At 69.1% G+C, this 3,769-nt stretch carries 4 protein-coding genes; 3 read left to right on the top strand and 1 reads right to left on the bottom strand.

Annotated elements, in window-relative coordinates; translation table 11 throughout:
• Positions 1-747: ABC transporter ATP-binding protein (locus tag AC27VN_RS35470; protein WP_490879646.1), on the top strand; the 747-nt coding region annotated here is incomplete at its 5' end.
• Between the two features lie 131 nt (positions 748-878).
• Here AC27VN_RS35470 and AC27VN_RS35465 read toward each other — a convergent pair.
• Entirely contained in the window at positions 879-1,904 is a 1,026-nt protein-coding gene (locus AC27VN_RS35465; protein WP_490879645.1) for an ABC transporter substrate-binding protein, read from the bottom strand.
• 231 nt (positions 1,905-2,135) lie between these two features.
• On the opposite strand from AC27VN_RS35465, the gene AC27VN_RS35460 reads away from it, so the two are divergent.
• Positions 2,136-2,954, top strand: a complete 819-nt coding sequence (locus AC27VN_RS35460) for a MetQ/NlpA family ABC transporter substrate-binding protein (RefSeq protein ID WP_490879644.1) — start codon at positions 2,136-2,138, stop codon at positions 2,952-2,954.
• A partial coding sequence (locus AC27VN_RS35455) for a methionine ABC transporter ATP-binding protein (RefSeq protein WP_490879647.1) occupies positions 2,951-3,769 on the top strand: 819 nt, incomplete at its 3' end. The genes AC27VN_RS35460 and AC27VN_RS35455, both read left to right, overlap by 4 nt.

The following is a 3,769-nucleotide window of genomic DNA, read 5'->3' as shown; positions in this document are numbered from 1 at the left end:
AAGCGCTTCGCGGTGCGGCGCGGGCTGGGTCCGCGCGAGGACTTCGTGGCGCTCGAGGACCTGTCGTTCTCGATCGCTGCCGGTGAGGTGCTCGGCCTGGTCGGCGAATCGGGCTCGGGCAAGTCCACCTGCGCCAAGATCGTGCTCGGACTGCTCGAGCCCGACGCGGGCACGGTACGGCTGCTGGGCCAGCCGTGGTCGGGCATTTCCGAGGCTGTGCGCCGGCCGCTGCGGCCGCGGCTGCAGTACATCCCGCAGGATCCGCTGAGCAGCTTCGATCCGCGCTACCGCGTGTCGCAGGTGATCGCCGAGAACCTGCAGGGCCTGCCGCGCGCCGAACTGGGCGCGCGCATCGCGGCGCTGCTGCAGCAGGTGGGCCTGGCGCCTGAGCTGGCCGAGCGCTTTCCGCGTTCGCTCTCGGGCGGCCAGCGCCAGCGCGTGGCGATCGCGCGCGCGCTCGCGGCACAGCCCGCGCTGATCGTCTGCGACGAGCCGGTGTCGGCGCTCGACGTCTCGGTGCAGGCCCAGGTCATCGACCTGATCGCCGAGCTGCAGTCGCGGCTGGGCACGGCGCTGCTGTTCATCTCGCACGACATCAACCTCGTGCGCCACGTGGCCGACCGCGTGCTGGTGCTCAACCGCGGCCGGCTGGTCGAGCAGGGGCCGGTGGAGGAGGTGCTGTCGCGGCCCGCGCATGAGTACACGCGCTCGCTGCTGGCCGCGGTGCCGGAGCCGCTTGCCGCCTGACACTGGAGTGCGTCCAACAAACCGTTCACGCTGAGCTTGTCGAAGCGCCGCGCAAGGCTTCGATCCTTCGACAAGCTCAGGACAGGCCAAGCTCAGCCCGAACGGCTTTTGGAGACGTACCCCTCACCTGCTCAGGCCAGCACATCCACCGTCAGGAATTTCGCGAAGCGCGCCGGATCGGTGCTCTTCTTGAGCACCCCCACCTGCTTGAGGTCGACCGCATAGCTCTCGATCTCCTTCGCGAGGTCGAAGCGCTTGGCGTGGTGCGTGTAGCCGATGGTCGAGAGGATGCTGCCGAGGTCCTGCTGCGCCACCTTCGGGAACAGCTTGCTCACCGCGCGCCCGGCCTCGTTGGGGTTCTCGGCGATGAAGTCCGCCGCCTGGTGCAGCGAGCGCACCACGGCCGCCACCTGCTGCGGATTGCGCTTCACCAGTTCGCCGCGCGCCGCGACGATGCAGCACAGCCGGTCCTTGAAGTCGCCCTTGAGGATGTTGGCGATCTCGAGGTAGGCGCCGGGGTTGCGCTTCTCGATCAGGTAGAGGTTCGGGTCCGAGTCGGCGATGACGTCGATCTCGCCCTTCTTCTGCGCGATGTCGAGCTGGTCGGCCGGGAACACGCGCCACTGCACGTCCTGGTCGGGGTTCACGCCGCGCCGCGCCAGCGCGGTCGAGAAGAACTGGCGCCCATAGCCCGCGGGACTCGAGACGCCGATGGTCTTGCCCTTCACGGCCTCGATGCTCGCGATGCCCGAGGTTTTTGGCGCGAGCACGCGGATGCAGCCCGCGTGCGCGGTGCCGACCACCTTCACGTCGAAGCCCGCTTCCAGCGGCTTGAGCCAGGCATGGATCAGGCCCAGCGAGATGTCGGCCTTGCCGGTGGCGATCGATTCGAGCACCTGGTCGACCGCGCCCGCGAAATTGATGATCTCCACCTTCACGTTGTTCTTCGTGAAGTAACCGAGCTCGTTGGCGACCACGATCGGGCTCAGGCACAGGCCGGTGCCGGTCCACGACAGCGTGATCGGCTTGTCGTTGTCGGCGCCCCAGGCACGGCGGCCCAGCAGGCCGAGGCCGGCGGCGCCGAGTGCGGCGGCGGCACCGCGCACCAGCGTGCGGCGGCTCGGCGGAAGCGGGAGGGAAGGCAGCGAAGCGGTCATCGAAGGAACTCCAGGCAGGGTGACATGCGAAGCCGTCGACCGTATCGGCGGCCTCGCGCCACGGCAACTTCGGAATGCGCATGTGCAAGCGCGCCGCGGGTGCGCGGCGCGGATCGATCCGCGCCTTCGTCGCGCAGCGAGATTGCTTGTGCGAAAACTTTCCTTTCCCGCCATGGCGCGGCCTTCGAAGATCGGCCGCAGCAAAAAACCGGCAACCGAAAAGAGAAAGCCATGCACACACGCAGTGTTCTTCGCGCCCTCGGCGCACTCGTCCTCGCCTCGACCGCGCTCTGGTCGCAGACCGCGGCCCTCGCGCAATCGCCGACCCTGCGCGTGGGCGTGCGCGGCGGCGTCGACGAGGAGATCTGGGAAGTGGTCACCAAGGTCGCCAGGCGCAATGGACTCGAGGTGAAACCCGTGGTCATCACCGGCTCGGCCAGCCCCAACGAGGCGCTCAACAACGGCGACCTCGAGGCCAACTCGTTCCAGCACGTTCCCTTCCTCAACGACCAGGTCAAGCAGCGCGGCTACAAGCTGGTCAGCGTGGGCAACACCTACATCTCGCCGATCGCCTTCTATTCGAAGAAGCACAAGGCCTTCAAGGACCTGCCCGACGGCGCCAAGCTCGGCATCCCCGACGACCCGAGCAACCAGACGCGCGCGCTGGTCGTGCTGCGCGACCAAGGCGTGCTCACGCTGCGCGAGGGCTTCGATCCCTTCAAGGGCACCGCCACGCTGGCCGACGTGACCGGCTACAGGAAAAAGGTGCAGCTGGTGGAGGCCGCCTCGGTGGTGCTCGCGCGCTCGCTCGAGGACGTGGACGCCTCGGCCATCGTCAACACCTTCGCCTACCAGGCCGGCCTGATCGCCACGCGCGACGGCCTCGCGGTCGAGAAGAAGGAGAACAACCCCTACGTCAACATCATCGTGGTGCGCGAGAAGGACAAGAACGCGGCCTGGGTCAAGCCGCTGGTCCAGGCCTACCAGTCGGAGGAAGTGCGCCAGTTCATCCAGACGCGGTACCAGGGTTCGGTACTGCCCGTCTTCTGAGCGCCGCGGCAACGCCGGCATCGGCGCCGGCACCGGTGCCGGCCCACATCGTCTTCGAGCAGGTCTCCAAGAGTTACGCGGGCGCGGCAGGCACGGTGGCGGCGCTCGAGGCGGTCTCGTTCGCCGTCGAGCGCGGCGAGGTCTTCGGCATCATCGGCCGCAGCGGCGCGGGCAAGTCCACGCTGCTGCGCACCATCAATGCGCTCGAGGCCGCGAGCGGCGGCACGGTGCGCGTCGACGGCGTGGACGTGGGCGGCCTCGACGAGGACGGCCTGGTCGCGCTGCGCCGGCGCATCGGCATGATCTTCCAGCACTTCAACCTGCTGTCGGCCAAGACCGTGCGCGACAACGTCGCGCTGCCGCTCAAGGTGGCGGGCGTGGGGCCGCGGCGCATCCGCGAGCGCGTGGACGAACTGCTCGAGCTCGTGGGCCTGGCCGACAAGGCCGATGCCTGGCCGGCGCAGCTCTCGGGCGGGCAGAAGCAGCGCGTGGGCATCGCGCGCGCGCTGGTGCACCGGCCGCAGATCCTGCTGTGCGACGAGGCGACCTCGGCGCTCGATCCCGAGACAACGCAATCGATCCTCGCGCTGCTGCGCGACATCAACCGGCGCTTCGGCCTCACGGTGGTGCTGATCACGCACGACATGGCGGTGATCCGCGAGGTCTGCGACCGCGTGCTGGTGCTCGACCGCGGCCGCCTCGTCGAACTCGGCGAGGTGTGGCGCGTGTTCGGCAAGCCGCGGGCCGAGGCCACGCGCGCGTTGCTGCAGCCGTTGCTGCACGACCTGCCGCCCGACCTTGCCGCGGCGCTGGTG

This window comes from Variovorax sp. 20P10.2.4, from assembly GCF_058244205.1.
Note: the sequence above shows the minus strand (reverse complement) of the source record. Positions and strands in the feature narration are given on the sequence as shown.